Origin of the sequence: Virgibacillus sp. M23, assembly GCF_034190895.1 — a bacterium.
In the GTDB taxonomy this organism is placed as follows: Bacteria; Bacillota; Bacilli; order Bacillales; family Amphibacillaceae; genus Virgibacillus; species Virgibacillus salarius.
Window position 1 is genome coordinate 1 of the sequence record NZ_JAWDHA010000063.1, and the last position, 25,518, is coordinate 25,518.

General features: G+C 35.5%; 27 protein-coding genes, 1 pseudogene and 1 riboswitch. Of the genes and pseudogenes, 14 read left to right on the forward strand and 14 right to left on the reverse strand.

All coding sequences use genetic code 11. The features are described 5' to 3' along the window. The first annotated feature begins 297 nt into the window (after positions 1 to 297). The 4 genes from RVS70_RS18065 (at position 298) to tnpA (ending at position 4,341) form a co-directional block, all read left to right on the forward strand. Positions 298 to 495: a YqgQ family protein gene (locus RVS70_RS18065; protein ID WP_026681146.1), complete on the forward strand. Its 198-nt coding sequence runs from the start codon at positions 298 to 300 to the stop codon at positions 493 to 495. Positions 496 to 508: 13 nt separating this feature from the next. Beyond that, positions 509 to 1,483, forward strand: a complete 975-nt coding sequence (locus RVS70_RS18070; RefSeq protein WP_026681145.1) for an ROK family glucokinase — start codon at positions 509 to 511, stop codon at positions 1,481 to 1,483. Between the two features lie 227 nt (positions 1,484 to 1,710). Continuing rightward, positions 1,711 to 3,618, forward strand: a complete 1,908-nt coding sequence (locus RVS70_RS18075) for an LTA synthase family protein (RefSeq protein WP_321134295.1) — start codon at positions 1,711 to 1,713, stop codon at positions 3,616 to 3,618. Between the two features lie 267 nt (positions 3,619 to 3,885). Next, positions 3,886 to 4,341 carry an IS200/IS605 family transposase gene (gene tnpA / locus RVS70_RS18080; RefSeq protein WP_121604857.1) on the forward strand — a complete coding sequence of 152 codons (456 nt, stop codon included), beginning with the start codon at positions 3,886 to 3,888 and terminating at the stop codon, positions 4,339 to 4,341. Positions 4,342 to 4,579: 238 nt separating this feature from the next. Here tnpA and RVS70_RS18085 read toward each other — a convergent pair whose 3' ends face one another. Continuing rightward, positions 4,580 to 4,750, reverse strand: a complete 171-nt coding sequence (locus RVS70_RS18085) for a DUF2759 family protein (RefSeq protein ID WP_080668670.1) — start codon at positions 4,748 to 4,750, stop codon at positions 4,580 to 4,582. A 171-nt stretch (positions 4,751 to 4,921) separates the two neighbouring features. Between RVS70_RS18085 and RVS70_RS18090 the strand changes: the two genes are divergently transcribed. Further along, a complete protein-coding gene (locus RVS70_RS18090; RefSeq protein WP_026681143.1) occupies positions 4,922 to 5,545 on the forward strand; it encodes an MBL fold metallo-hydrolase in 624 nt (207 codons plus the stop codon). Positions 5,546 to 6,261: 716 nt separating this feature from the next. On the opposite strand, the gene RVS70_RS18095 is transcribed toward RVS70_RS18090, so the two are convergent. The 8 genes from RVS70_RS18095 to comGA form a co-directional block, all read right to left on the reverse strand. Further along, the gene (locus tag RVS70_RS18095) at positions 6,262 to 6,504 is read right to left on the reverse strand and encodes a DUF2626 domain-containing protein (RefSeq protein WP_026681142.1); all 243 of its coding nucleotides are present in this window, start codon (positions 6,502 to 6,504) and stop codon (positions 6,262 to 6,264) included. A gap of 150 nt (positions 6,505 to 6,654) precedes the next feature. Beyond that, positions 6,655 to 7,038, reverse strand: coding sequence for a hypothetical protein (locus RVS70_RS18100; RefSeq protein ID WP_026681141.1), 384 nt, complete (start codon positions 7,036 to 7,038; stop codon positions 6,655 to 6,657). Then, positions 7,010 to 7,456, reverse strand: a complete 447-nt coding sequence (locus RVS70_RS18105; RefSeq protein WP_080668669.1) for a competence type IV pilus minor pilin ComGF — start codon at positions 7,454 to 7,456, stop codon at positions 7,010 to 7,012. Before RVS70_RS18105 ends, RVS70_RS18100 begins: the two co-directional genes overlap by 29 nt. After that, the gene (locus RVS70_RS18110) at positions 7,407 to 7,736 is read right to left on the reverse strand and encodes a Tfp pilus assembly protein FimT/FimU (protein ID WP_162986425.1); all 330 of its coding nucleotides are present in this window, start codon (positions 7,734 to 7,736) and stop codon (positions 7,407 to 7,409) included. The genes RVS70_RS18105 and RVS70_RS18110 overlap by 50 nt, the downstream gene beginning before the upstream one ends. Then, positions 7,714 to 8,166 (reverse strand): competence type IV pilus minor pilin ComGD, encoded by a 453-nt coding sequence (comGD, locus tag RVS70_RS18115; protein ID WP_161629270.1) that lies wholly within the window; start codon positions 8,164 to 8,166, stop codon positions 7,714 to 7,716. The genes RVS70_RS18110 and comGD overlap by 23 nt, the downstream gene beginning before the upstream one ends. Beyond that, positions 8,150 to 8,461: a competence type IV pilus major pilin ComGC gene (gene comGC / locus RVS70_RS18120; protein WP_026681138.1), complete on the reverse strand. Its 312-nt coding sequence runs from the start codon at positions 8,459 to 8,461 to the stop codon at positions 8,150 to 8,152. Before comGC ends, comGD begins: the two co-directional genes overlap by 17 nt. Before the next feature lie 12 nt (positions 8,462 to 8,473). Next, positions 8,474 to 9,526 (reverse strand): competence type IV pilus assembly protein ComGB, encoded by a 1,053-nt coding sequence (gene comGB, locus RVS70_RS18125; RefSeq protein ID WP_321134297.1) that lies wholly within the window; start codon positions 9,524 to 9,526, stop codon positions 8,474 to 8,476. Continuing rightward, positions 9,471 to 10,499: a competence type IV pilus ATPase ComGA gene (gene comGA / locus RVS70_RS18130; RefSeq protein WP_321134299.1), complete on the reverse strand. Its 1,029-nt coding sequence runs from the start codon at positions 10,497 to 10,499 to the stop codon at positions 9,471 to 9,473. Before comGA ends, comGB begins: the two co-directional genes overlap by 56 nt. A 156-nt stretch (positions 10,500 to 10,655) precedes the next feature. Here comGA and RVS70_RS18135 point away from each other — a divergent pair, with 156 nt between their 5' ends. Beyond that, positions 10,656 to 10,844 (forward strand): YqzE family protein, encoded by a 189-nt coding sequence (locus RVS70_RS18135; protein ID WP_026681136.1) that lies wholly within the window; start codon positions 10,656 to 10,658, stop codon positions 10,842 to 10,844. Positions 10,845 to 10,855: 11 nt separating this feature from the next. Here the strand turns inward: RVS70_RS18135 and RVS70_RS18140 are convergent, their stop codons facing one another. Together RVS70_RS18140 and RVS70_RS18145 are read right to left on the reverse strand one after the other, a co-directional pair. Beyond that, positions 10,856 to 11,635 (reverse strand): YqhG family protein, encoded by a 780-nt coding sequence (locus RVS70_RS18140; protein WP_026681135.1) that lies wholly within the window; start codon positions 11,633 to 11,635, stop codon positions 10,856 to 10,858. Beyond that, positions 11,622 to 13,283 carry a DEAD/DEAH box helicase gene (locus RVS70_RS18145; protein ID WP_321134302.1) on the reverse strand — a complete coding sequence of 554 codons (1,662 nt, stop codon included), beginning with the start codon at positions 13,281 to 13,283 and terminating at the stop codon, positions 11,622 to 11,624. The genes RVS70_RS18140 and RVS70_RS18145 overlap by 14 nt, the downstream gene beginning before the upstream one ends. Positions 13,284 to 13,425: 142 nt before the next feature. Further along, a riboswitch (glycine riboswitch) is annotated at positions 13,426 to 13,534 on the forward strand. A 185-nt stretch (positions 13,535 to 13,719) separates the two neighbouring features. On the opposite strand from RVS70_RS18145, the gene gcvT reads away from it, so the two are divergent. The 3 genes from gcvT to gcvPB are packed head-to-tail and all read left to right on the forward strand — an operon-like array spanning position 13,720 to position 17,655. After that, positions 13,720 to 14,835 carry a glycine cleavage system aminomethyltransferase GcvT gene (gene gcvT / locus RVS70_RS18150; protein ID WP_205388615.1) on the forward strand — a complete coding sequence of 372 codons (1,116 nt, stop codon included), beginning with the start codon at positions 13,720 to 13,722 and terminating at the stop codon, positions 14,833 to 14,835. Positions 14,836 to 14,846: 11 nt separating this feature from the next. After that, entirely contained in the window at positions 14,847 to 16,196 is a 1,350-nt protein-coding gene (gcvPA, locus tag RVS70_RS18155) for an aminomethyl-transferring glycine dehydrogenase subunit GcvPA (protein WP_321134305.1), read from the forward strand. Next, a complete protein-coding gene (gene gcvPB, locus RVS70_RS18160) occupies positions 16,189 to 17,655 on the forward strand; it encodes an aminomethyl-transferring glycine dehydrogenase subunit GcvPB (protein ID WP_321134307.1) in 1,467 nt (488 codons plus the stop codon). The genes gcvPA and gcvPB overlap by 8 nt, the downstream gene beginning before the upstream one ends. Before the next feature lie 113 nt (positions 17,656 to 17,768). Here gcvPB and RVS70_RS18165 read toward each other — a convergent pair whose 3' ends face one another. Further along, a complete protein-coding gene (locus RVS70_RS18165; protein ID WP_026681130.1) occupies positions 17,769 to 18,134 on the reverse strand; it encodes a rhodanese-like domain-containing protein in 366 nt (121 codons plus the stop codon). 396 nt (positions 18,135 to 18,530) lie between these two features. Here RVS70_RS18165 and mntR point away from each other — a divergent pair, with 396 nt between their 5' ends. Beyond that, the gene (gene mntR / locus RVS70_RS18170) at positions 18,531 to 18,953 is read left to right on the forward strand and encodes a transcriptional regulator MntR (protein ID WP_026681129.1); all 423 of its coding nucleotides are present in this window, start codon (positions 18,531 to 18,533) and stop codon (positions 18,951 to 18,953) included. 126 nt (positions 18,954 to 19,079) lie between these two features. Here mntR and RVS70_RS23435 read toward each other — a convergent pair. Next, positions 19,080 to 20,554: pseudogene (locus RVS70_RS23435) on the reverse strand (IS3 family transposase). A gap of 882 nt (positions 20,555 to 21,436) precedes the next feature. On the opposite strand from RVS70_RS23435, the gene RVS70_RS18185 reads away from it, so the two are divergent. After that, a complete protein-coding gene (locus RVS70_RS18185; protein ID WP_321134311.1) occupies positions 21,437 to 22,330 on the forward strand; it encodes a patatin-like phospholipase family protein in 894 nt (297 codons plus the stop codon). 41 nt (positions 22,331 to 22,371) lie between these two features. Here RVS70_RS18185 and RVS70_RS18190 read toward each other — a convergent pair whose 3' ends face one another. Continuing rightward, the gene (locus RVS70_RS18190; protein WP_321134313.1) at positions 22,372 to 22,752 is read right to left on the reverse strand and encodes an SA1362 family protein; all 381 of its coding nucleotides are present in this window, start codon (positions 22,750 to 22,752) and stop codon (positions 22,372 to 22,374) included. A gap of 299 nt (positions 22,753 to 23,051) precedes the next feature. Between RVS70_RS18190 and RVS70_RS18195 the strand changes: the two genes are divergently transcribed. From RVS70_RS18195 to efp, 3 genes are all read left to right on the forward strand, one after another. After that, entirely contained in the window at positions 23,052 to 23,561 is a 510-nt protein-coding gene (locus RVS70_RS18195) for a YqhR family membrane protein (RefSeq protein ID WP_321134315.1), read from the forward strand. An 89-nt stretch (positions 23,562 to 23,650) separates the two neighbouring features. Beyond that, the gene (locus RVS70_RS18200; RefSeq protein ID WP_166530854.1) at positions 23,651 to 24,712 is read left to right on the forward strand and encodes a M24 family metallopeptidase; all 1,062 of its coding nucleotides are present in this window, start codon (positions 23,651 to 23,653) and stop codon (positions 24,710 to 24,712) included. A gap of 15 nt (positions 24,713 to 24,727) precedes the next feature. Continuing rightward, entirely contained in the window at positions 24,728 to 25,285 is a 558-nt protein-coding gene (efp, locus tag RVS70_RS18205) for an elongation factor P (RefSeq protein WP_026681124.1), read from the forward strand. Positions 25,286 to 25,518: the final 233 nt, after the last annotated feature.

Genomic DNA, 25,518 nt, shown 5'->3' on the forward strand with positions numbered 1-25,518 from the left:
CTTCAACTCCTGTGGGAAATGTTTGACCTGAAGATCCACTTTTTTGAGCGGGTTTTGCTAAAAAAGTTAGCTGAAGGACAAACCCCACGGAAAGGGAAGTGGGCAGCCGGAGTGGTGGTCAAGTAAGCAGGGGCTATTATTCCATAATAGCTACTAGAGGAAGCGTAAATTTGAGCATTTAGTGATAAGGACTGAGCAAATTTTTGCTCCGTTTTTCTTATGTTTTTAAAGATACGTCTAAGTTCGTATTTCTATTTAATACGTACATTTAGTATACTAGTAATGGTGATGAATTTAATGGAATCAATCTATGATATACAGCAGCTTTTGAAAAAATATGGTACATTTATTTATACGGGTAATCGCATCGGAGATTTAGAAATAATGGCAATGGAATTGGATGAACTATATAAACTTCAATTCATTCGAAATGATGATTATTTGCAAGCAAAATTACTTCTACGAAAAGAGATAGAAGCATTGCGTAAAAATTAAGGGGGAGTTATGCATGAATCAAATTATTATTGGAGTAGACGTTGGCGGAACAACAGCAAAACTTGGTTTTATCAATAATCAAGGAGATATCCTTAGAAAATGGGAGATACCTACAATTACCGAAAATGAGGGTATTCAAATTGTAGACGATATTTGGAACTCGATTGAAAGACAATTATCACATGATCAATATACGAACGATCAGGTGCTTGGGATCGGTGTAGGTGCACCTGGATTTATTGAAGATGAAACAGGTTTTGTTTATGAGGCAGTTAATATCGGATGGAAAAATTATGATCTAGGTAATCAATTAAAGCAACGATCAAACTTACCAGTATTTGTAGAGAATGATGCCAATATTGCTGTGCTGGGTGAAAATTGGAAAGGTGCTGGGAACCAAGCTAGAAATCTAGTAGCTATAACGCTGGGTACCGGTGTTGGTGGTGGTATTATCACGAACGGACAAATAGTAAACGGTGAAGCGGGAATCGGTGGAGAAATCGGACATATTACAATTGATATAGATGGTTATACCTGTAATTGTGGTAGAATAGGCTGTTTAGAAACGATTGTTTCAGCGACTGGAATTGTAAGGCAAGCAATGGAAAAGGCTGAAAATCAGTCAGGTTTACTTGCTACATACATTTCCGAGCATGGTTCTATTACTGCAAAAGATGTTTTTCAGTTTGCTGCTGCTGGTGATAAGTCCGCTCGAGAAATTGTGAAAAATACCGCAGACGTACTAGGAATGGCAATTTCTAATATAGGCACCATTGTAAACCCTGCTAAAGTTTTAATTGGTGGCGGAGTATCTAAAGCTGGAGAAGCATTTCTTTATGATATACGTGAGTCATTTGATAAATATGCTTTGTCCCGGGTTAGTGAAAATTGTGAATTAAAGCTTGCTCAATTAGGGAACGATGCTGGTATCATTGGAGCAGCATTTTTAGTTAAACAGAAGATCGAACACATCACATTCACCAATTAGCTGTCACTAGTTCAATGGAAGATGTAAAAAAAATCGCATTCTATGAAACTTTTATTTCATTGATTTCGTCATATACGATAATTGGGTTTACATTCGATTAACAAATATTTACTTTTGGTTTATAATATCTTTCAACAGGGAAATGAAATCAAGAATAAATCTGTTTGATATTGGTTGAAAAGTAAGAAAAATATAAAAATCAAAAGGGATAGCAGGAGGATAAGTTTATGGAGTTGAAACGGCTAAAAATACCCCTATTTATAGTAGCTACTGTACTATTTGGTATTAAAACGTACATTGTGTACCGGTTTGTGTTTTCGATTGATCTCGAAAATTCTATGCAAGAGTTAATCTTGTTTATAAACCCTTTTGTTTCAGCGTTCTTAGTTTTTGCTTTAAGTGTTTGGATAAGAAAACAGAGCAGACAAATGAAGTTCTTAAGATATACTGCTTTAATTGGTACAATCATCCTATTTGCTAATCTAGTTTTTTATCGTTCCTTTACGGATTTTATTACCATACCCCAATTATTTCAAGGAAGTAATGCCGCTGATTTGACGGAAAGCATACTGTCGCTTGTTAAGCCGTATGACATACTTCTATTCGTAGATGTAGCAATCATCTGGTATTTAAGTAGAAAACATATGGAACGTATGACCGTTTTTTATCCGAGAAGTGGTAAAGTCTTTACATTAGCCATGTCCTTTGTATTATTGGCTGGTAATTTCTTTTTGGCAGAGATGGAGCGGCCGCAATTATTTACACGTGCCTTCGATCGGGAATATTTAGTGAAAAATATAGGTCTGTTTAATTACCATGTTTATGATATTGCAACACATACTAAAGCGAAGACACAACGAGTGTTTGCAGATGGTAATGAGATTCCAGATATTAAAGCTTATATTGAAGAGAATGTGAAAACAAAAGAAAAATCAAATTTGTTTGGAGTAGCTAAAGATAAGAATGTTATATTCATTAATGCAGAATCTATTCAAAGCTTTGTAATAAATAATGAAGTAAATGGACAGGAAATTACGCCTTTCTTAAATAGTTTAACAGAGGATGAAGATACGTACTATTTTGAGAATTTTTATCACCAAACAGAACAAGGGAAAACATCCGATTCAGAATTTATTGTTGAAAATTCTCTATATCCACTTTCTCGTGGAGCTGTTTTCTTTACACATGCGCAGAATGAATACCATGCTATGCCAGAAATATTGAAATCAGAAGGGTATTACTCGAGTGTTCTGCACGCTAATAACAAGAGCTTTTGGAATCGTGATCAAATGTATCAGAGCTTTGGAATTGATCACTTCTATGGGGAAGAAGCATATGAAGTTTCTGAAGAAAATTCAATCGGCTGGGGACTTAAAGATAAACCATTCTTTGAGCAGTCCATTAAATACCTTCAGTCAATGGAAGAACCATTTTACACAAAGCTAATCACATTGACGAATCATTTCCCATTTGATTTGGATGAAACAGATAAATCCATTGAACCGTACGATTCCAATTCAAATACTTTAAATAATTTCTTTCCAACAGTAAGATATATGGATGAAGCAATTGAGCAGTTTTTCGATCAACTAAAAGATGCTGGACTATATGAAGACTCCATTATTATCATCATGGGTGATCACTACGGAATTAGTGCCAACCATAATCGAGCAATGAGTATGTATTTAGATAAGGAAGAAATCACACCATATGATCATGTACAGTTACAAAGAGTTCCGTTCTTTATTCATATTCCTGGCCATGGTCAAGGTGAAGTGAAATCAGAAGTTTCTGGTCAAATTGATGTGAAGCCAACATTGTTGAGCTTGTTAGGTGTTGAAAATAAAAATGACTTACATTTTGGTAATGACTTATTTAGTGATGAAAGAAAAGGTTACATTGCTTTAAGAAACGGTAATTTTATTAGTGATGATTATATCTTTGCAAGTGACACTTGTTATAATCGAGAAACTGGAGAACCAGTAGAAATAGATCAAAAGGAAGAAGCTACGGATCAAAACGTTGAGAGTGCCTGTGATCCAATTAGCAAAAGAGTAGATAAAGAATTAGGTTACTCAGATGATTTAATTTATGGAGATCTTTTCCGATTTGTTGAGTTTACCGATCAAAAATAATAGTAAAATGAAGTAACAGTTTAAGTTAATTCATCTTTTTGGATGAAACAAGATGATTAAGAAGGATATTCCCCTTGAAGTAATAACCAGATTAAGAAAATAAATAATCTGCTTTACTTTGAGGGGAGTTTTTTAATTGATGTTTTTTAAACCACAGGCTCTGCCTGTGTGAGAATTAAACTTGTAGAGTTGTAACAGAAAAATCTCCTTTCGATATAATAGAGTTGGCCGTCAAACCGACTCTATATATAGAAAGGAGATCTACTCATGTCGAGTGACAATAGTTTATCACACACCCGATGGAATTGTAAGTATCACATAGTCTTTATACCCAAGTACAGAAGGAAAGAAATTTATGGCAAGTTCAGAAGAGACATCGGGGTGATCTTAAGACGTTTATGTGAGATGAAAGATGTAGAAATTATTGAGGCTCATGCCATGACTGACCACATCCATATGCTGGTTAAAATACCACCAAAAATGTCAGTGTCTTACTTTATGGGCTACTTAAAAGGTAAAAGCTCTTTAATGATCCATGATAGACATGCCAACTTAAAATACAATCATGGAAACCGCACATTTTGGGCTAAAGGTTACTATGTCAGTACAGTAGGGCTCAATCAAAAAACTGTGGCAAAATACATTCGTGAACAAGAATCGGAGGATAGACTACGAGACAACATGAGTAAACGTGAATACGTCGATCCATTTAAAAATAGGTAGGAAGATAAACGGTTGACGGTCAATTCAGAAGCCCCTTTAGGGGTCTCGTTGGTAAAGTGCCCTTATAGGGCGAAACTAAAACCGCCCGTTTTACGGGCGGATAGTTATTAGGGAAAAATGAAGGGCTGGCAGCATCCAAGCCGTTAGATAGAAAGAAAGTAGAGAAATGATTAATCCAAAAATAAAAAGCTGACGTTGTGCTTTCGTCAGCTTTTTAACAGGAGATATTGTGTATTCATTAGCCTTTAATTTCTGAAATAATGGTTGCGATTGCAAAAAATCCAAATGCTAAAGCTGTAATTGCTGAAAATCCTAATGCGAAAATATTTTTGTATTTCAATTGACGAATTACAGATACAATCGCAAGTAAAGCTACAGCCAGAAATAAAACTGCTAAGACAATATGCATGAGACTTATCCTCCTTGTTTGCTTCCTAACTTGTCATTTGTTGCTATAGGAAATTCATTTGTATTATTATGTAACTAGTCCAGTTATAATATTTATTTTATAGTATTATATGCCGTTTGTCGAGGCAAAACGTAGAAAACATTTTCATTATAAGGTTAGGGAGGAATTTTGTTGGATATTGAAAGAATGTCTTTAGGACCATTGGGTACGAATTGTTATCTTGTATATGATAATCAACAAGCTTTGATCATTGATCCAGGTGGAGAATCAGCAAAAATTATTCATTTTTTATCGGAGAAAAATATCGAGCCATTAGCAATTCTCTTAACACATGGGCACTTTGATCATATTGGAGCAGTTGATGACTTACGTAAATATTATAAGGTCGAAGTTTACATACACAAACTGGAAGCTTCCTGGCTTGAGGATCCTCAAGCAAACGGATCATTGTACTTTATGCAAAGGGGAATTCTTACAAGTAGACCGGATCGATTATTGCATCCAGGAAAGATGGCTATCGGTAATTTCCATTTTGATGTGATCCATACGCCTGGACATTCACCAGGAAGTGTAACTTTTATCTTTTCTAATGCAAAGTTTATTGTCAGTGGTGATGTTTTATTTAATGAAGGAATAGGGAGAACAGACCTTCCTGGTGGAGATATGAAGCAATTAGAAGATAGTATTATAAATCAATTATATCGATTAGATGAATCTTTGGTTGTATACCCAGGGCATGGTCCAAAAACTAGTCTTATTCATGAGAAAAAGCATAATCCTTTCTTTTCAATCTAAGTATTAGAGTAACACCAATCGATTTATTGTAATAATGGATAATTAGAAACACTCGGGTATAACCAAATTTTTATCCTTTCTTATCTTTGAACAAAAGCGCAAGCGCCCGAATTAGAAACGTAGCGACTGGAGCGAGTTAACGGAGATAAAGGAAACACGGTGAGCTTGCGAGCCAACGATGACTTAGATGAGGGCGATTTGTGAATTCGCCTCGTTTCTAGGTGCTGGAGCTGGACGCGGCTAAACACGCCCATAAGTATCTACATGGATAAATTTTTTCATTTCCTGAATTACGAAAAAACCCTTCTTATTACAAGAAGGGTTTTTGGGGGATGTGCTCTGCTCTTTAAAAATAGGGATATAAGTTAAGCTACTAGTAATACTATATAGGGATAAAAACGACATGTCAATAGAATATCAAAAAAATAACTTGAATTTAAGATATTTAAGAGCTGTATCGCAATACACTTTGAAAAAAAGAACAAAAGCGGAAGCGCCCAATTAGAAACGTAGTGACTGGAACGAGTCAACGGAGATAAAGGAATCATGTTGCTCTTGCAAGCCAATGATGACTTAGATTAGAGTGATTCTTGTAATCGCTTAGCTTTCTGGAAGCCGGTCACCACGCCCATAATTTTCCACATGGGCAAATTTTTTCATTTATAAAACTAAAAAGAAAGAGTCTCTGCTTAAATCTAAGCAGAGACTCTTTCTTTTTAATGTCCGAAACCAGGTACGAGTATAAATTCTGAATACCATGTAAAACCAATAAAAAATATAGTACAATAAGCTCCGAATAAATACATATACATGCGTTCAGATAGTTTTAAATAACTTACTGCTAGGAAAAAGGCTGTTTGTACAAGGAAAAGAAGTGCAGTTTTTTGCATATCTCCTATGTAGAACATGACTGTAAATATCCCTGTCCAAAAAGCAAGCACACGAAACATACGATCCATGCTTTCCCCTCCTTTTGGTAACCTTATCATTGTTATTATAAACGAGTATTTAGATCTTGTAAACGAAATGTGATGAACAAATATTGATGAAAAAAGGAAAATATCATTTTAGTCATGATGTTACATTCTATAGGGTATCCCTTGTCATATTTATTTATTCAGAAATTCATTGGTGATGTCTAAATAACCAAAAATATGAAATGTGAATGGAGTAACTGTTGTGGCGGAAAAAAGGACCTTATACTTTCCGGTTGCAAGTAATGTGACTACTACTGAAACGTTACCTTCTGGTAGATGATATAAATTCCTTTTTAGGTCTTTGTCCTTGAGCAGATCTTTCTTTAATTTTTCCCTCGTTATTTGAATTAATGATTCCATTTTTACTTGCTCTAGTTGATGAGCAGTCATTTGTTTATTGTTTTGATAAAGCTGGATATTCGTAATGGTTGCTATTAATACTAACGCTATCGTAAACATGACCATAGGTAACATAAATCCTTTTTCGTTATTCGTATAAGATAATATCTTTTTCAAACGTATCTCCTTCCGTGGATGTAATAATTATTTGGAATCCATAAGATAGTGGGGCTAAAGAGAAGTCTTTAACACCACGTACGTATATTTCATGTCCCAATCCATTAACTTGTCTACGAATGAGCTCTTGATATAGCTCAAAAGATACGGTAGCTCCGTTACTCTCGAGCAACAGTTTATTAGCAACAATTCGAAAATCTGTTGCTTGCATCACTTCATTTCTTAAATGCTGAAAAAACTGTTGAATTGACAGTTCATGGATATCCGATTGATTACTGATACTCTTTAACAAATAACTTAGAAAAGGCAAACTTATTACTAAGATAGTAACCATGATAAGTGTAGTGATAAAACTAAACCCAGATTGTTTATGTTGGCTGTCCGTATAAACAAAACTTCTCTTTCCTTTTTTTGGCATTTTCCCATTGAGCACATCCCTTCACGTATTTACTTAAAACCTGAAATGAATACTTTACATGGCTATTAGCTATCACTTTGGTGTAGTTGACTTCTTGTTTATCCTTCTCTTCCCATAGAAAGGGCTGTAAGCTATCATGTAAATCATTTGCTATTAACCTGCGCGTACTTAAGACCTCTCTTTCCGTTTGCATAATAGATAGTATAGGAACCAATGTTAATACTGCACTAAAAAGAATAGCAGCAGAGATAATTACTTCAATTAGAGTAAATCCGTTCATTTTTTTCAATTCGATACCTTCCTTTACCAAAAGGGAAAACAATTTTGTATCTGGCTGTAGGGGAATAGATATAAAAAGTTCTTGGGTTTTTAATACTTCCATTTATATCAAATTCAATAATTGGATTAATGAAATAATCGATATGCCAGCCTTCAGGTAGGTTTCTGTCCGGAATAATTTTACGGTTAGACCTAAGCGCATAATATTTATTTTCATTAAGAATAAGTTGGATTCTATTCGTAGTTAGAGAAGACATATGTTGAATTGTCATTATGTCAGACTCTAACGTTTGAAATAATGCGTTTTCCTTCATTTTTTCTAAAGCATATACGATTGGAGGAACACTGAGCCCGACCATTATCATCAGCATACTTAGTACAACCAACATTTCGGTGAGCGTAAAGCCTTTCGTATCATGTAGCCGGGACACTGACTTTTCCAGTCTCTCTATTATAGTTTAAAGGTGTTTTATTACTGCAGCTCTTCTGTTCTTCCTTTATATACTTTGGAACCATCGCATCTAAGCTTGTAGGATATATTCCTGATTCAGCATAAACAGTATCTACTTGTGCTTGAACTACAGCTACAAGAGCTTTACAACCTTTGCTATTTACATCTTTACTTTTCTCACTAAGATTTGGAACAATAAGTATGATTAATACGGAGATAATCATTAAAACGATTAGCATTTCAATTAAAGTAAAACCTTTATTATCAGATGGCATAAAGTATCCTCCTTATATTGATTTGATGAGTTGAAACATAGGTAGCATTAAAGTGATATAGATAAATAAAATAAAACTGGCAACAATGATGAAGAAAATAGGTTGAATATACGTAATAATTTGAAGCATCTTCCGTTGAAACTCCTCCATTAGAATTTGTGCGTATATACTTAAATCTTTTTCTAATGTTTCTGTATTGCTATTTTTTTGAAAAATATTGGTTAGTTTTTTCTCTAGAAAAGTAAATTGGGATAATAGAGTAGGTAACTGCATACCTTTAGCTAATTGTTCTTTCATTAAATTTGCATAGTAGCAAATAATTGGTTGTTTATCTTGATTATTCATTTGAATTAGAATGTCTTTAAAGGAAATACCAGTTTTAATTAATGAACTGAATTGATTAGCAAAAAGAAAGGATGTTTGTAGTTTTAAATAGGTACGGAAAAGAGGGAGTCGATTGTATAATTTTATTTGATTTTCAATGGAGATACGAGGTTTATAAAACTTCCAAAAAATAGAAAAAGCGAGGGCAGCGATGATACTCAGAAAGAAAATAATTCCTAACCAATCTAAGATTAGCATAGCTAGGACAATTGATGCTGACGATCCCGGACTTGATTCATATAAATCGAGAAATGATGGAAGTACGGATTGCTTCAATATAAACAATAGAGGAATAAAGATACAACATAAAATAAGTGGATATCGAATGATCTGTTGGAACTTCTGAATGTATTGCAATCGATACTCGTACATATCTATACATTTAGATAAATTATCCTCTAGATTTTGATTAGAACGTGCAAATAGGAGGTAATTCGTTATGGAGGGATGGAAGGAAACAAGTTGCATAGCTTCTTCCATGGAATAACCATTTTCTAATGCCTGCTTAATTTGTTTGGCGGCACATTCCAGTTCGTTGTCCCAAGCTATTACTGTTAGTGCATCAATTAACGAATAACCATTTATACGTAAGCGATGAAGCCTTTTAAGAAATCGCAATTGGGTATCAGGTGTCATTGTTTTCTTGTGTTTGTTGATAATATGTTTCAGAAATGTATCCATAAGCTAAAGCCTTCCTTCGTAAGTGATCAAAGGTTTGATAACCAGTTAAACGATTGAATTCCTTTCCTTTTATGTGTTTTTCTAATAAGGTTCCATCGAGTAATTCTAAGATTGCTCCTAAACGATTTGCGTGTTTTATAGTGGAGATTGGAATAAGTTGGATGGAAGCAATTGCAATTAAGGATTGAATTAAATCAGCAGTGGTTAATCCAAATTCCTTTAATCGAAAAATTGTCCCTAGACCATGGGTTGCATGGATAGTACTTAATACTAAATGACCAGACAACGATGCTTCTAAAGCAAAATGTGCCGTACCAGCATCTCGAATTTCACCAACCATAATAATGTCAGGGTCGTGACGAAGCGCTGCTTTAAATCCCGACTGATACGTAATTCCGGCTTTTTCATTCAGCTGAACTTGCAAAATATCTTCCAGTTCTTTTTCAATAGGGTCCTCTAACGTGATGGCTTGGAAAGGTTTATCCTTTAGAATGGAGGATAATATGGCATATAGGGTAGTGGTCTTCCCACTGCCTGTCGGACCTGTTATTAGAATTAGTCCAGAACGTTTGGTAATCCACCTCATCATGTGTTTCAATTGTTTTGGAAATAGAAATAGTTGATCAATTGGAAGGGTTTCTTCTTGAGGGAGAATTCTTATTGCTAGACTTTCGGTACCTTTAACGGGAAGTGTAGATAATCGTAGGGAATAGACGAGTGATTCTAAATAAAACTTAATGGTGCCATTTTGTGGTCTCCGAAGTTCACCGATATCCATTGATGAGTTAAATTTAAAGTAGGTAAGCAATAATTGATAGGTAGAAGCAGGTATGGATTTAAAAAATTGACGTTTACCTTGTATTCGAAAATAAATCGTCGCTTTTTCAGCTGATGGAGAAAAATGAATATCAGATGCTTCCATGATAATCGCATGATGAAGTATTTGTTCTGATAGCGCTACAGCAGGGTTCACAAACTTTTTCACCTCCTCTTGAATTCACAGTTAAGTAATTGATTCGACAATTATCTCGTATATCCTTCTTTTTTTTACTGTTTTTTATTTTTCTAAGAATATTGATAAATGGATTGGAAAAACTAAAAGTACCTACATCTATGAAGGGAAGGTTATATGTCAACGAAAGATTATGTTAAATTTGTAACAGAACAAGTAGTGACGTATATGGATACGCCCGCTACGGAGAGAAAGAAACGAAAAATGAAACCGCAAAGTTATGACCCTATATATGGAAACCGTTGGTTAGGCGTCATTCCATTTGCTCTTCGAATTATGGTAAAGAAAAGAAATAAGCAGGCGTAACCTGAGCCTGCTTACACTATTTCAGAAGTTAAATAAAATAGACCTCCATTTATAACCTGATATGTGATTCTTGGCTGATACCTTTCATTAATTTCCTTTATTTCTTTTTCCATTTGCTCATTATCGTTATCGGATGTATAAAAATATTTTAGTAATTCTATTTCTGTTTGCAACTCCTCCAAAGCTTCGGAAGCCCACTCATGGTTTTGATTCTCTATATACTGATCAACAACTGCTTCTATTCTTCGATATCCACTCTTTAATTTAACAAGTGGTGATAGCGTATAACAAAAATCAGAAATAGTTGTATGCAATGGGATTGAATCTAATATCTTCATCATATCCGACTTCATCGTTCCATTAATTAGGTTTAATCCAATGGAGAAAAGCTCATCTCTTTTATACTTTCCTCTATAACTTACTTTAATGTTTGTTACTAACCAAGGGTAAAGAGCTGTATTTACCGTTGGATTAACTTTTTGGAATAATTTGGTATATTTCTCTTGCTGTTGTAAATAACCAATGATTTGTTGCAATCTTGGACTACCAAAATGAATCCATTCTCCTTCATCGTCACGTTTATTTGGATTCGTTATTAACGTTAATTGCATTGGTTCACCAGAGTGTCCCATTTTCTTCATGTAATGCCAATAGAACGGTCGATTCATCAAAGCTCGGTCCATTTCTTCTGTTAGTTGTATGGTTAGAACACCATCCTGATCGAGGAGTAGTGAGCAATGATGGGCAGTGAAAAAAGATTTTAAGAAGTTATTTAAGTCAGGTATTGCCATAATATTGTTCCTCCTCATAGTTAGTATCATGGGTTTGCTGGATTATTGCTGAAAGATTATTTAGCTTAACCTTAGCCTCTCCAGTTGTTGTTGACTCAGAATAAATTTCCTGTAATTCATGCTCAATGTCAGGTATAGCCAGTTCAGCCAAAATATCATCTAAGTGTCCAATTACTTGCTCAAAAAGATTTATTTTTTCATATAAAAGTTTCATAATATGCTCTTCAACCGTATCCTTAAGTGCAAAATTATAAATATGCACATCTTTATTCTGACCATATCTATGAATTCGGCCAATACGTTGCTCTAGTCGCATTGGGTTCCATGGTAGGTCGTAATTTATCATATAGTTACAAAATTGTAGGTTAATTCCTTCTCCTCCTGCTTCCGTAGCAATTAATACTTGTGCATGGTCCCGAAAAAGTTGTCGCATCCAATCTTTTTTCCCACGTTTAAATCCTCCTCTAAAAGGTACAGAGGAAATACCATTCTGTTGTAAATACCATTGTAAATAAAGTTGAGTTGCTCGGTACTCGGTAAAGATAATTATTTTTTCATTGCCGATTTCCTTTATAAGTTCAACAGCTTTTTCGGCCTTCTTATGGTTTGGTAGTTGTTCAATTGCCTCTGTTATCCGTTGAAAACCTTCTAGGTCAGGTTGTTCCGCTAGCATTTTCTTTAAGGATAAATAACAGGCCTCCCTTGAAGAACAGAATTCTCGAAGGAACGTAATTTTTGAAAAGGAAGGGAGGTATACCGAAATATCTTCCAGACTTTCATACACCTCTTTTTCCTCTTTTGAGAATTCGGTCCAAATCGTTTCGATATTTCGTTTGATTTGATTTAATCCAGTGTCCTTACGCGTGTTTCTAACCATTACTTTTTGAACAAGCTGCTTTAAATACATGTCCTGTTTCATATTTTTGCGATCTTTACCATAGCTCTTTAAGAACGTATCGTAATTACCTAAATGACCCGGTTTTAAAATGGAGACAAGGTTAAATATTTCTACAAGTTGATTTTGTACAGGTGTGGCAGTAAGTAATAGACAATATTTTTTCTTCAAAGAACGTACGAAGGCAAAATTCTTAGTTTTATGGTTCTTTAATTTATGCGCTTCATCTACCAGAACAAAATCATAGTCTAAATTTAATATAGTATCCCGATGTGGAGACCTTTTTGCAGTATCCATAGAAGAAATGATAATGTTCCCTTGTTCCCAGCTCATATTCTTACGATAAGCAACTGCTGGTATGTAGAACTTTTCATTTAATTCCTTTTCCCATTGGTTCACTAATGAAGCGGGGACAAGAATTAATGCTTTGTTAACTAGTCCACGTATCATGTACTCTTTTAAAATAAGGCCTGCTTCAATTGTTTTACCTAATCCCACTTCATCAGCTAAAATTGCACGGCCATTCATTTGTTCAATTACTTGTTCTGCAGAGCTTATTTGATGGTTTAAAAAATCTACATGTGGCAAAAACTCCAGTGCACGTAATCCTTTAAAGCTTGGGGTCATTGTCGTTTTCTCTGCGTGAAAAGCCATGGAGAAAAGCTCCCATGAGGAAATAGGTTCATTCATTTCTAACCGATTTTCAAGTTCATTAATAAATGTTGAATCTTTCTCTATGTGAATGGATTTCATCATATACTTCCTTTTTACTAAGATTATTTAGAATAGCTATTTTATCTTTTTTAATATGTGATATAATAATTCACAGTAAAATAGATTTTTCATTGGTATTGTTACATAGTATAACCAACTCTACATTTTTTCATAAAAGCGAATGAATACAAGGGGAGAGCTTACAAAGAGGGGAAAGGTTATTTCTTCTATGTAACGCCGAAGGAGCAAGCCGAAGCGAATCTCTCAGGCAAAAAGACTCTTGTAGGACGCAACTCTGGAGAGTGTTTACCAGTATACCTGTGTAAACCACCCACGAAGCAAGTACGAACTATTCTACGAATTCGTATGCAACTTTCTGGTAGAAGGACAGAGATTTCATTGTAATACAATGAAATCTCTATTTTTTTGAAAGTTGAAATTACAGACTATTATGATTGCTAAGGGAGTGGAGGGAATGAGTGAGTTAAAACGAACACCGTTGTTTTCGGCATATGAGAAATATGGTGCGAAGACAATTGATTTTGGTGGATGGGATTTACCGGTACAATTTACAGGTATTAAGCATGAGCATGAAGCTACAAGAACAAAGGCTGGATTATTTGACGTTTCCCATATGGGAGAGATTACGGTAAAAGGTCCAAAAAGCTTAGATTTTCTACAGAAAATGGTTACAAACGATGTTGGCAAATTAACACCTAATCGAGCTCAATATACCCTTATGTGTTATGAGGATGGCGGAACTGTGGATGATTTCCTTATTTATATGCTTGATGAGGATGATTATTTACTTGTTGTAAACGCTGCAAATACAGATAAAGATTACCAATGGTTAGTAAGTCATAATACATTTAGTGATTCCGAAATAACGATTGAAAATGTTTCCAATGAGATTGTTCAGCTAGCATTACAAGGACCATATGCTGAAGAAATTCTGCAAACGGTAACGGAAACGGATCTATCCGATATTCGTTTTTTCCGATTTCAACAAGCTGTTCAGCTAGGGCAATTAAATGATATTGCGCTCGTCTCACGTACAGGTTATACCGGCGAAGATGGATTTGAAATTTATATCTCTGCTAAAAGTGGTATTGCACTGTGGGAGCTGATTCTTCAAGCTGGTAAAAATAAAGGACTTGAACCAATTGGGCTAGGTGCAAGAGATACGTTACGCTTTGAAGCTAATCTACCTTTATATGGACAAGAAATTTCAAAAGAAATTAGTCCAATAGAAGCGGGTCTTTCTTTTGCGGTAAAGGTGAATAAGCAAGCAGATTTTATTGGAAAACAAGCTTTGCGGTACCAAGTTGAAAATGGAGTAGAGCGAAAGCTAGTAGGTATTGAGATGGTGGATAAGGGAATTCCACGAACAGGCTATGAAATTTATCATAATGATGACTATGCAGGATTTGTCACTTCTGGAACACAAGCTCCTACACTGCAAAAAAATATCGGTCTAGCACTTATTCGAACAGAACTAGCAAATGAGGGTGTGGAATTAACCGTACAGGTAAGAAAAAGAAAATTGTTGGCGAAGGTTGTAAAAACGCCATTTTATAAAAGAGAAAAATAGGGGGAAACAAGATGGAATTTCGTTATTTGCCTATGACAGATGGAGATAAGCAAGAAATGTTAAATACCATTGGAATTGATAGTACGGAAGAACTTTTTTCTGATATACCAGAGAATGTTCGCTTCAATAACGAATTAAACTTAAAGAAGCCTGCGAATGAATATAAGCTTAAAAAAGAACTTGCAGATATGGCAGCTAAAAACGCCAATTTAAAACAAAACCGTTCGTTTCTAGGAGCTGGTGTCTATGATCATTTTATTCCTTCCGTCGTTGATCATGTGATCTCAAGATCAGAGTTCTATACCGCTTACACTCCTTATCAGCCAGAAATATCACAGGGTGAGCTACAAGCAATTTTTGAATTCCAAACGATGATTTCTGAACTTACAGGAATGCCTGTAGCTAACTCTTCTATGTATGATGGGGGTACTTCTTTAGCCGAAGCTGTTAATCTAAGTGCTGCACAAACGAAAAGAAAAAAAATCCTTGTGTCTAAAGCTGTTCATCCACAAAGTCGTGCGGTTATCGAAACATATGCTAAGGGTCCCGGATTAGAAATTGTAGAAATTGACTTACAGGATGGGAAAACGGATGTCAATCAATTAAGCGATGCGATAGATGATGAGACAGCAAGTATTGTTGTGCAATACCCTAATTTCCTTGGGCAACTTGAGCCAATGGAGGAAATTCAAACATTGTTAGAATCGAAAAAGAAGACAATGTTTATCGTTTCAAGTAATCCGCTTGCTTTAGGCTACTTGACTCCTCCCGCAGCGTTTGGTGCTGACATTGTTGTAGGAGATACACAGGTGTTTGGTATACCTGCACAATTTGGCGGACCTCATTGTGGTTATTTTGCTACTACCAAAAAATTAATGCGAAAAGTACCTGGTCGATTAGTTGGTCAAACAACAGATGAAGACGGCGTTAGAGGGTTTGTCCTTACCCTACAGGCAAGAGAGCAACATATTCGCAGAGACAAGGCTACTTCTAATATTTGCTCCAATCAAGCACTAAATGCATTAGCTAGCTCAGTGGCAATGAGTTCCATTGGCAAGCATGGGTTACGTAAAATGGCGGCTATTAATATGAAAAAAGCTCGTTACGCCAAACAAGTACTGCAGCAAGCAGGAGTCACTGTTGCCTATGAGGGTGCGTTTTTCAATGAATTCGTAGTAAAATTAAATAAGCCAGCAGCTAGTATAAATGATCGCCTCTTGGAAAAAGGATTTATTGGTGGTTATGATCTTGAAAAAGATTATCCTGGATTAACAGGATGTATGCTAGTAGCTGTTACAGAAATACGTACGAAAGAAGAGATTGACCAGTTTGCAAAAGAATTGAGGGATATCAATGGCTAATCAGGATTTTCCACTTATATTTGAACGTAGTAAACTAGGCAGAACGAGCTACAGTCTACCAGAATTGGATGTGCCAGATGTTGATTTGAATGCAGAGTTAGGTAATAAATACATCCGTACAGAAGCTCCGGAATTACCGGAGGTAAGTGAATTAGATATAATGAGACATTACACGGGGCTATCCAATCGTAATTATGGTGTTGATTCAGGATTTTATCCTCTAGGATCTTGTACAATGAAATATAATCCAAAAATAAATGAAGATGTGGCCAGAATGGATGGATTCAGTCATATACATCCTGATCAGCCAGAAAAAAGTGTTCAGGGTGCAATGGAGATGATGTATGATCTACAGAGTGCCTTACGAGAAATTACTGGAATGCATGAAGTCTCCTTACAATCAGCAGCTGGAGCACATGGAGAGTGGACTGCTTTAATGATGATCCGTGCATTTCATGAGGCAAATGGGGATACCGAGCGTACTAAAGTCATTGTACCAGATTCTGCACACGGTACTAACCCAGCATCAGCTACAGTTGCAGGTTTTGAAGCTGTAACGGTTAAATCGAATGAAAAAGGGCTAGTAGACTTAGAAGATTTAAAACGGGTTGTAGGAGAAGATACTGCGGCTCTCATGTTAACAAATCCGAATACATTAGGACTATTTGAGACAGAAATTGTGGAGATGGCTAAAATCGTTCATGATGCTGGAGGGAAGCTCTATTATGATGGAGCAAACCTTAATGCAATTATGGGTTACGCTCGTCCTGGTGACATGGGATTTGACGCAGTCCATTTAAATCTTCATAAAACCTTTACAGGACCTCATGGTGGTGGTGGACCAGGTTCAGGACCGGTTGGTGTCTCAGCCGAATTACAACCTTTCTTGCCAAAGCCATTACTAATTAAAAAAGAAGATCAATTTGTTTTTAATTATGATCGTCCGCAATCAATTGGTAGAGTCAAACCTTATTATGGTAATTTTGGGATTAACTTAAGAGCTTATACGTATATTCGAACAATGGGAGCAGAGGGGCTGAAGAAAGCAAGTGAATACGCTGTCCTTAATGCAAATTATATGATGCGAAAATTAGAAAAAGAATACGACCTTCCATTTAAACAACATTGTAAGCATGAATTTGTTCTATCAGGAAAGCATCAGAAAAAATTGGGTGTCCGCACCTTAGATATTGCTAAGCGATTGTTGGATTATGGTTATCATCCGCCTACCATTTATTTTCCATTAAATGTAGAAGAGGCATTAATGGTAGAGCCAACAGAAACGGAATCAAAAGAAACATTGGATGGATTTATTGATACAATGCTAACGATAGCTGATGAAGCAAGGAATGAACCAGAATTGGTTCAAGATGCTCCACATCAGACAATTGTCAAGCGTATGGATGAAACTACTGCTGCGCGCAAACCGATTTTAAGATATGAAGCTAATTCAGAGTAATGTTATAGAAATAAGTACTGTACGTGTACAACGAATAAATATGTTTAACATAAAACCAGCCTTTTGGAACAAAGGCTGGTTTTATGTATCTTCATAATCGTTTGGATCAGTAATTACTTTATTTTACCAGTCCATTTTTTAAAGCCACCTTTTAAAACATTAATATCTTCGTAGCCTTTTTTATGCAAAAGCTGTGCCGCTCTGGCTGCGCGTGATCCACTCTGACAATAAAGATATACTGGTTTATCTTTTCGCATTTCAATTAAGCGCTGGCGCATTTGTGTGACTGGTATATTTCTAGCACCAAGAATATGACCACGTTTAAATTCTTGTGGTTCGCGTACATCTATAAGTTGCGCTTTGCGGTAACCTTCACGGAATTGTTCTTCGGTTAATGTTTTTAAGTACATTCGCTGTCTAAAGAAACGAAATACACCGAATGCGATAAGAACAACGATGAATATTACTAATAATTCCATTCTTTTTCCCCCGTCTATCACATTTATCCCACATATAACTGGCAATAAGCCCCCATTTCAAGCAATAAAGTGAAACTGTTATTGGTCAGTGAGGGATCGACTGCCAGTAAATGTCCGATTAGATCAACTAACAATCAGTGGGGGAATAAACAAGCCTCCCACTGATTGAAGTTTCCCTTTATACATCCTCTATTATAGTTTGTATACCAATATTTTTCAAAAGTTATTCTTTGTAAATTGCCTAAATGACGAAGAAAAAAATAGAAAAGCTTACTGTTAGGAATTTTATGGACAAATTCATGATAACGCTTGTTTAACTTTCTTATTTCCTGTATCCTATATATAGAAACAGTTTTGCACTAGACTAAAAATTATTCTTGGAAGTGAGGAAAATTAATGCCTACTCCTAGTATGGAAGATTATATTGAACAAATTTATAACTTAATGGAATCAAAAGGATATGCAAGGGTATCGGACATTGCAGAAGCACTTGAAGTTCATCCTTCTTCCGTCACAAAAATGGTACAAAAATTAGATAAAGACGAATACTTAAACTATGAAAAATATAGAGGTTTTATTTTAACTCCAAAGGGAAAAAAAGTTGGAGAACGACTCGTCTTTCGTCATGAATTATTGGAAGAGTTTCTAGAAATTATTGGTGTAGAACACGATAATATATACGATGATGTTGAAGGTATAGAACATCATTTAAGCTGGAATTCGATTGACCGAATTGGCGATGTGGTTAATTATTTTAAGCATGATGGAGCAAGAGTGGAAGAACTTAAAAAAATGCATCGAGAAGCAGAGGAACAATAGCTCAGAACAGCAAAGACTGAGACAAAAGTATTTGATTTATAGATCATGAGTCTGAGACAAAAGAATGAAGAAACAATAAAATGAAGTGCCCCCTGTCAAGTAGACAGTGGAAATAATAAAACTGACTTAAGTGGTTTTAGCTCTAAATTCGATAGGGCTAAGGCCGTTTAATCGTTTTTATATCTATCATAATTATAGAAATGTATATAGTTCTCTATGGATGCAGATAATTCTTCAAAGGACTCATATTTATTTAAATAATACTTCTCGCTTTTCAGTGTTCCCCAAAAAGATTTCATCGGTCCATTATCAATACATCGTCCGACTCGTGACATACTTTGCGTCATCTGCGGCATCTATCTTTTGCTTAAACATTTTAGATGTATACGGATACCCCGATCACTATGAATAAGCGGGCGATCTCCATCTAGAAGCTCGATAGCTTGATCAAGCGTTTTAAATACAAGTTGATTGTTATTGGAATTCCCTAAAACGTAACTAACGATAGAACCGTCATATAAATCGAGATTAGCGCTTAAATAAGCTTTCTTTGCGTTACCATATTTAAATTCTGTTACATCTGTTACCCATTTTTCATTGGGGTTATTCGCCGTGAATTCACGGTTCAATATATTCTCAGAGATATGTTGAGGGAGTGTGCGTTTATGCCATTTTTTCTTTCTTCGAATGACAGATTGTATACCGGCTATTTTCATCAATCTATAAATACGTTTGTGATTGAAGGTCTACCATCTCTTGCATAATCGCTTTATTCTGGAACTCCTGTGCTGAAGGCTTTCGTTTCAGCCACTTATAGTAAGCTGACCGATGAACAGCTGCAATATCACAAAGTAATCGAATACGTAGGTTTTCTTTTTCATTTACTTTCTGAATGGCAACATACCTGTCTTCAAATCGTACGGTACTTAATTTCGCCTCCTTTCGATCTCCTCTAACTTTTTTAAAAACAAATTCTCCGCACGTAAACGTTCATTCTCTTTTTCAATTCGACGCATCTCTAGCTTCAGCTTTTCTTCAGCTGTTAATTCTTCTACCCCTTTGGAGCGACCTCGACCATCTTTTAATGCATCCCAGCCATCAGCTTCATATTTTCGCACCCATTGATATACTTGTTGATATGATACGTGATACTGTGCTGTTTGTTGATAATTCTTATCATTCCCTAACGCAGCTTGTACGATTTCTATTCGTTCTTTCCACGTTGTTTTTCTTCCTTTAGTCATAGCGTTTACTCTCCCTTTTCTTGCATCCTTTAACTCTCTATGACCATTATACTTCTTTATCCAATCCGAAAGCACGGATTTACTGGAGATATGATACTTTCTTAAGATATCGCGCATAGAATACGTTCCTGAAATATAATCCTTAACTGCAGCTGCCTTTATTTCATTAGGATAACGTCTAAACGTTTTTGAGTACTTTAAACCAAGGATCCCATCTTTTTCAAAATTCTCTACCCACCTATAAACTGTAGACATATTAACTTGATATTTTGCGGATAACTGGCTATGTGTTAAACCATTCTTAAAAGCCATCAATACTTCATATTTCCATTCTACTGAATATGATTTGTGAGTCATAAAAACTCCCCTTAATGTAGAAGCAGATTTTTATTTTTTAATCTGTCTACCTTAAGGGGACCATATCAGAAATTAATTATCATTCGTTTTTTTGATTGGAATCATTCATTTAGTACCTGAAATAAACGAGACTCAGGTGGGAACAGCACGAGTTCGAAGATCCACTTGGTAACGTGTTTTTCTTTACCAAGTTAGCTGAGGCCGTGCCCGAGGAAAGCGCGTATATTTTCACGGTGCGGCGATGATACTCCTGTTGATAACATGATTATTCGTATTTTGAGTAAAGAAGTTGTGTTTTATCCCAGCCCTCTATTTGTTTACTTCAAACAGGTTTTCCCATCTCTTCACCAAAATACTACACTTCCTTGGAAAGCAATGATCACTTTCCTGCGGGATCTTCAGCTCGTACTTTTGCAGCAAGATAAGGAAGAGTTCGGAAGCGATTCATCGTTCGCAGAAAAGCCTCTTTCTTTTTCAAGGAGTCTACGTATTTTGACTACGCTGCGTATCAACAATTATCCCACATATAACTGGTAAGACCCGCACTTCAAGAATAAAGTGAAACCAATATGGATAAGTGAGCGGGGGTTCGACTATCAGTACATGTCCGATTGGTTCAAAGCCCTTGGTGTCATACCTTTGTGGTACTGACATCAATGGGGGATAAATAAAACCCCACTAATTGAACTTTCACTTTTGGGTTAACTATTTTGATTTCATCTTGGACTCATTTTTATAAAGTCTTTCATTTATCAGTTCTAATTTGTTTTCTTTGTGCTTAAAGATATATAAAGTGTGTTTTACTAGCTTAAATAATGGTATTAATGTTATTGCATGTAAAACAATCACAAGGTTTTGAAAACGGATTAGAGGAGACAACATATGAAAATAGATGGTGTTTTTTCTGGCGGAGGTGTAAAAGCATATGCATTTGTTGGCGCGTTAAAGCGTGTAGAAGAACGTGGGCTGATACTTGAACGTGTTGCAGGGACTTCTGCAGGAGCAATTGTAGCATCATTACTTGCTGCAGAATATACCGCTTCTGATATTCAAAACATGTTAGATGAGTTGGATTTGCAGAAGCTTATTGACCCTCCAGCTCTTACAAAGGTTTTGCCATTTACGAAATGGGCTTTTTTATATTTTCAATTAGGAATTAATAAAGGGAATAAGCTTGAACGTTGGGTATATGATAAACTAGCACGAAAAGACATTTACACATTTAAAGATATAAATTCGAGTTACTTAAAAGTTGTGGTAAGTGATATATCTTTAGGAAGGCTGGTCGTTATTCCGGATGATTTAGAAAGGATTTACGACATTAATCCTGAAACGTTCCCAGTTGCTAAAGCAGTGAGAATGAGCGCTGGATTTCCTTATTTCTTTATACCTAAGAAATTATCGAGTAGTAAAAATAAGAAGAGTATCATAATCGATGGAGGACTACTAAGTAATTTCCCTCTATGGGTATTTGAGGATAGAGATAAGAAGATAAGTAGACCAATTTTAGGAATGAAATTGAGTGAATCTACGCTAAATAATATAGCGCCTAGGAAGATAAATAATGCATTAGATATGTTCCATGCATTGTTTGTAACAATGAAAGAAGCTCATGATTCACGATATATTTCAAAGTCACAAAAAAACAATATTATTTTTATTCCCATCAAGAATGTTGGTAGTATAAATTTTGATATTCGTGAAGAAACAAAAGAACAATTGATGGATACAGGATATCGTAGTGCTAAGAAATTTTTAGAACATTGGCCAAGATAATAAGTTTGCAACACAGTTACATACTAAGACCGCGCTTTGAATTAAAAAGAAGCGCGGTCTTTTCGTTTGGCTTTATTACCTTCAATCACACGTAGATGAGTTGCGCGTTTATTGCGTTTCTTTCGTGGTTGAATAGATTGCTGTTTTTTTCCAGCAGAAACAGGATTTTTTCTTGGTTGTGTATGGTCATATTTTGCTTTGGATTGTTTTACAGCTTGTTTATATTTTTTCATTTCGTTAGATGTTGCTCTCTTTCTAAGAAAAACAAAATAAAAAACAGCAAATATAGCAAGACCTATACCCAGTGAAATAAAAAGATTACTAAAAAAGTTTGTCGTATTTGTAAACAACTGTGATATTAGACCAATAGCTGCTAGACCTATAATGATGTAAACAGGGATGGATAATCTTGTACGTTTCATTGTGTGTGTCCTCCTTCATTATTCCAATAATTGACTTGTATAAACTCTATACCACTTTCTCATCATGGTATATCATTTTTTACATACATTTTTCAAAGAATTACATGGTTACTAACTTTGAAATGCTAACTTACTATAAATTCTTTCCGGATTCATGTAAATTATTCTAAGCTTTTCTTTTTATTTTACTGGAATTAAGCTTGGTTAACTAGATTAAAATTGGAAATTATTAAGTAAAGCGATGGTTTATAGGATTGGTTTACAAGCAATTGGTCATAATACGGAATGGAGGTGGTATTATGAGTGAGCAAAATCAACAACTTGAACAGAATAAACAGGAAACGCCAATGACAATTTTATCAAGGTCACTACTTACAGGATTTATTGGTGGATTGTTATGGAGTACATTCGGAACAGTTCTTTATTATTTTAATTTTTCCGAAGTAGCTCCGAAATCATTTGTATTAAGCTCTTGGTTTCATGCGGAGTGGATCGATACATGGCTTGGTAATGTTGTAACAATCTTTTTAATTGGCCTTCTATCCTTATTAACGGCACTTATTTATTTTGGGTTATTCAAGAAGATTAATTCCATTTGGGTAGGTGTGGCTTACGGTTTTTTATTATGGGTATTGATCTACTATATCATGAATCCAATCTTCTCAACAGTTCCAAAGTTAGCTGATTTGAATATGAATACCATCGTAACAACAATATGTGTTTTTATTTTATATGGTACGTTTATTGGATATTCCATTTCCTATGATTATCACGATTTTCACAGGGCTGATGATAATAAGAACTCATAATACCCATTGTGTTATTCAAAAGAAGCGCTTTATGATAAACTGAATACATCCATATATGCTATAGATAATAAATAGAAAGGGATGAGTTTATGGAGAAACTAACTAAACTTAGGGCTGCTTTTGAATCAAATCAAGTAGATGGAATTTTAATTACGAGTGCGATAAATAGACGTTACATTTCTGGTTTTACAGGTACGGCTGGAGTAGCTTTAATTAGTAGCAATGATGCACGATTTATAACAGATTTTCGATACACAGAACAAGCCAGTACACAAGCAAAAGCATTTAAAGTAGTTGAACATAAGCAGGGTATTGATTTAGAGATTAATGATCAGTTAAAAGAAATGGGAATTAAACGACTTGGTTTCGAAAAGGATCATGTGACGTTTAGCCAATATGAACAATATAAAAATACGTTAGATGTTGAATTAGTTCCAGTCAGTGGTATCATAGAAGAGCTGCGATTAATTAAGACAAGTGATGAGTTAGAAATCATGAAAAAAGCTGCAAAGATCGCTGATGATGCATTCGAACATATTCAATCTTATATTAAGCCAGGTGTTAAAGAAATTGATATCTCTAATGAATTAGAATTTTTTATGCGTAAGCAGGGTGCTACGTCATCCAGCTTTGACATTATTGTTGCTTCTGGAGAACGTTCTGCATTACCTCATGGTGTAGCTTCAAACAAGGAGATACAATCAGGTGAACTTGTTACATTAGATTATGGAGCATTATATCAAGGCTATTGCTCAGACATTACAAGAACGGTTGCTGTTGGAGAAATTAATGAACAACTTGCATCTATTTATCAGATTGTGTTAGAAGCACAACTTAGAGGGGTTACTAGCATAAAGCCAGGTATTACGGGAATCGAAGCAGATGCTGCTACTAGAGATTATATTACAGAACAAGGTTATGGTAAGTACTTTGGACATTCAACTGGTCATGGATTAGGACTTGAGGTACATGAAGGTCCAGGACTTTCTTTTAAGTCAGAAAAGAAATTGGAGCCTGGAATGGTAGTAACAGTAGAACCGGGAATATATGTACCTTCAGTTGGTGGATGTAGAATCGAGGATGACATTGTGGTTACAGAAACAGGAAATGAAAGATTAACATTTGCAGCAAAAGAATTAATTCAGTTGTAACGGGAGGAATACTAGATGATTTCAGTTAATGATTTTAAGACAGGTTTGACTATTGAGGTGGATAATGGGATTTGGCAGGTGATCGAATTCCAACATGTAAAGCCAGGGAAGGGGGCAGCTTTTGTTCGTTCTAAACTACGTAATTTACGTAATGGAAGCATTCAAGAGAAGACTTTTCGTGCCGGTGAAAAAGTAGGGAAAGCACACATAGAAACGAAAAAAATGCAGTATTTATATGCTTCTGGAGATTCTCATGCCTTCATGGATACAAATACGTATGAACAAATCGAGCTCTCGTCAAGTCAAATTGAATATGAATTAAAATTTATGAAAGAGAACATGGAAGTATCTGTCATTACCTATGAAGGCGAAATCCTAGGAGTAGAACTTCCTAACAACGTAGAATTAGAGGTTACGGAAACAGAACCAGGAATTAAAGGTGACACTGCAAGTGGCGGATCGAAGCCAGCCACACTCGAAACTGGACATATTGTTCAAGTGCCATTTTTCATAAACCAGGGTGATGTCCTGATAATTAATACGTCTGATGGAAAGTATGTTTCTAGAGCCTAATATATCGACTTCACTTACATAACAGTCCTTTAAGGGCTGTTTTTTTAATAAGTTAAGAAAATATAAAATCAGTGCAATGACTGCGTTAAGCCAAGTAGTTATTTTAAAATGTTTGATGTATATTGGCAATGCTCCGACTAATTACTTCGCTTTCCGTGGGCACGGCCTCAACTAACTTTGCAAAGAAGAACACGTTGCAAAGTGGATTTTCGGCTCGCGCAATTCCCGCAGGA

Bases quoted from the DNA above. Each gene is read 5' to 3' on its own strand.
- RVS70_RS18065 (WP_026681146.1), top strand. From the start codon at position 298: ATGGAATCAATCTATGATATACAGCAGCTTTTGAAAAAATATGGTACA.
- RVS70_RS18070 (WP_026681145.1), top strand. From the start codon at position 509: ATGAATCAAATTATTATTGGAGTAGACGTTGGCGGAACAACAGCAAAA.
- RVS70_RS18075 (WP_321134295.1), top strand. From the start codon at position 1,711: ATGGAGTTGAAACGGCTAAAAATACCCCTATTTATAGTAGCTACTGTA.
- tnpA (WP_121604857.1), top strand. From the start codon at position 3,886: ATGTCGAGTGACAATAGTTTATCACACACCCGATGGAATTGTAAGTAT.
- RVS70_RS18085 (WP_080668670.1), bottom strand. From the start codon at position 4,750: ATGCATATTGTCTTAGCAGTTTTATTTCTGGCTGTAGCTTTACTTGCG.
- RVS70_RS18095 (WP_026681142.1), bottom strand. From the start codon at position 6,504: ATGGATCGTATGTTTCGTGTGCTTGCTTTTTGGACAGGGATATTTACA.
- RVS70_RS18105 (WP_080668669.1), bottom strand. From the start codon at position 7,456: ATGCCAAAAAAAGGAAAGAGAAGTTTTGTTTATACGGACAGCCAACAT.
- RVS70_RS18110 (WP_162986425.1), bottom strand. From the start codon at position 7,736: ATGAACGGATTTACTCTAATTGAAGTAATTATCTCTGCTGCTATTCTT.
- comGC (WP_026681138.1), bottom strand. From the start codon at position 8,461: ATGCCATCTGATAATAAAGGTTTTACTTTAATTGAAATGCTAATCGTT.
- comGB (WP_321134297.1), bottom strand. From the start codon at position 9,526: ATGGATACATTTCTGAAACATATTATCAACAAACACAAGAAAACAATG.
- RVS70_RS18135 (WP_026681136.1), top strand. From the start codon at position 10,656: ATGTCAACGAAAGATTATGTTAAATTTGTAACAGAACAAGTAGTGACG.
- RVS70_RS18140 (WP_026681135.1), bottom strand. From the start codon at position 11,635: ATGGCAATACCTGACTTAAATAACTTCTTAAAATCTTTTTTCACTGCC.
- RVS70_RS18145 (WP_321134302.1), bottom strand. From the start codon at position 13,283: ATGAAATCCATTCACATAGAGAAAGATTCAACATTTATTAATGAACTT.
- gcvT (WP_205388615.1), top strand. From the start codon at position 13,720: ATGAGTGAGTTAAAACGAACACCGTTGTTTTCGGCATATGAGAAATAT.
- gcvPA (WP_321134305.1), top strand. From the start codon at position 14,847: ATGGAATTTCGTTATTTGCCTATGACAGATGGAGATAAGCAAGAAATG.
- gcvPB (WP_321134307.1), top strand. From the start codon at position 16,189: ATGGCTAATCAGGATTTTCCACTTATATTTGAACGTAGTAAACTAGGC.
- RVS70_RS18165 (WP_026681130.1), bottom strand. From the start codon at position 18,134: ATGGAATTATTAGTAATATTCATCGTTGTTCTTATCGCATTCGGTGTA.
- mntR (WP_026681129.1), top strand. From the start codon at position 18,531: ATGCCTACTCCTAGTATGGAAGATTATATTGAACAAATTTATAACTTA.
- RVS70_RS18185 (WP_321134311.1), top strand. From the start codon at position 21,437: ATGAAAATAGATGGTGTTTTTTCTGGCGGAGGTGTAAAAGCATATGCA.
- RVS70_RS18190 (WP_321134313.1), bottom strand. From the start codon at position 22,752: ATGAAACGTACAAGATTATCCATCCCTGTTTACATCATTATAGGTCTA.
- RVS70_RS18195 (WP_321134315.1), top strand. From the start codon at position 23,052: ATGAGTGAGCAAAATCAACAACTTGAACAGAATAAACAGGAAACGCCA.
- RVS70_RS18200 (WP_166530854.1), top strand. From the start codon at position 23,651: ATGGAGAAACTAACTAAACTTAGGGCTGCTTTTGAATCAAATCAAGTA.
- efp (WP_026681124.1), top strand. From the start codon at position 24,728: ATGATTTCAGTTAATGATTTTAAGACAGGTTTGACTATTGAGGTGGAT.